Origin of the sequence: Pseudomonas sp. SIMBA_041 (genome assembly GCF_046535095.1) — a bacterium.
Taxonomy (GTDB): Bacteria; Pseudomonadota; Gammaproteobacteria; order Pseudomonadales; family Pseudomonadaceae; genus Aquipseudomonas; species Aquipseudomonas mucoides.
Genome location: NZ_JAWRXJ010000879.1, coordinates 1 through 239, shown reverse-complemented (window position 1 = coordinate 239; position 239 = coordinate 1). Strand labels below are relative to the sequence as shown.

Annotated in this window: 1 protein-coding gene; it reads left to right on the top strand. The window is 65.7% G+C overall.

Annotation, left to right across the window (positions count from 1 at the left end):
* On the top strand, nt 1-239 hold a 239-nt coding region (locus tag SB725_RS33665; RefSeq protein WP_410923754.1), incomplete at both ends, for an SDR family oxidoreductase.

Below are 239 nucleotides of genomic sequence, written 5' to 3'. Positions count from 1 at the left end.
GCGCGAGACCTGGCTGAACAAGGCGCCAAGGCCGTCGCCATTCACTACAACAGCGCCTCCTCCAAGGCCGAGGCCGACGCGACCGTCGCTGCCATCCAGTCCAGTGGTGCGCAGGCCGTGGCGCTGCAGGGTGATCTGACCACGGCCGGAGCTGTCGAGAAGCTGTTCGCTGACGCCATCGCGGCCGTCGGCAAACCCGATATCGCGATCAACACCGTCGGCAAGGTACTCAAGAAGCC